Annotated in this window: 1 protein-coding gene; it reads left to right on the forward strand. The window is 41.9% G+C overall.

The window, feature by feature from the left end; all coding sequences use genetic code 11:
• Positions 1-176: 176 nt before the first annotated feature.
• Positions 177-790: mechanosensitive ion channel domain-containing protein (locus R7044_RS24940; RefSeq protein ID WP_225455965.1), on the forward strand; the 614-nt coding region annotated here is incomplete at its 3' end.

Raw genomic sequence — 790 nt, forward strand, 5'->3', positions numbered from 1 at the left:
TATCTTTGCGAAACTCTGACTTTGCAAAATGTCAAAGTTGGGATATCGTGCCAAAAATCTGACACTGTTCAGTTGGGCAATAGGGATATTGTTGTAGATAAGGGCCTATAAAAAACAAGGCTCATAAGTTAACGGCAATTAGATTTATATATCTTTATTTTTTGAGGATAAGAATTATGGCAGGTGAATCGATGGGTATCGATACCACTCTAACAGATGGGCTGACTCAAGCTGAGACTTGGCTTACAAACAACTCAGACCTACTTATTCAGTACGGTGTGAACATTATTTCAGCGCTGATTATCCTATTTATCGGTAATATTATCGTTAAAGCAGTCGCTGGCAGTGTTTCCAAAGTACTTGAAAAGAAAAACATGGATAAGGCGGTCGTAGAATTTATTCACGGTCTTGTTCGTTACCTACTATTCGTTATCGTACTTATCGCAGCTCTGGGCCGTTTAGGTGTTCAAACGGCATCGGTTGTTGCTGTAATCGGTGCGGCAGGTCTTGCTGTTGGTCTTGCTCTACAAGGTTCTCTATCAAACTTTGCGGCAGGCGTACTGATTGTTGCATTCCGTCCATTTAAATCTGGCGACTATGTAGAGATTGGCGGCGTAGCGGGTAGTGTTGAAGCGATTCAAATCTTCCAAACAGTTCTAAAAACACCAGACAACAAAATGGTTGTTGTACCTAACTCGTCTGTTATTGGTGGTGCAATCACGAACTACTCTCGCCATGCAACGCGACGCGTAGACTTGGTTATCGGTGTTTCATACAAAGCCGATCTTAA

Source organism: Vibrio sp. 1402 (assembly GCF_033340275.1).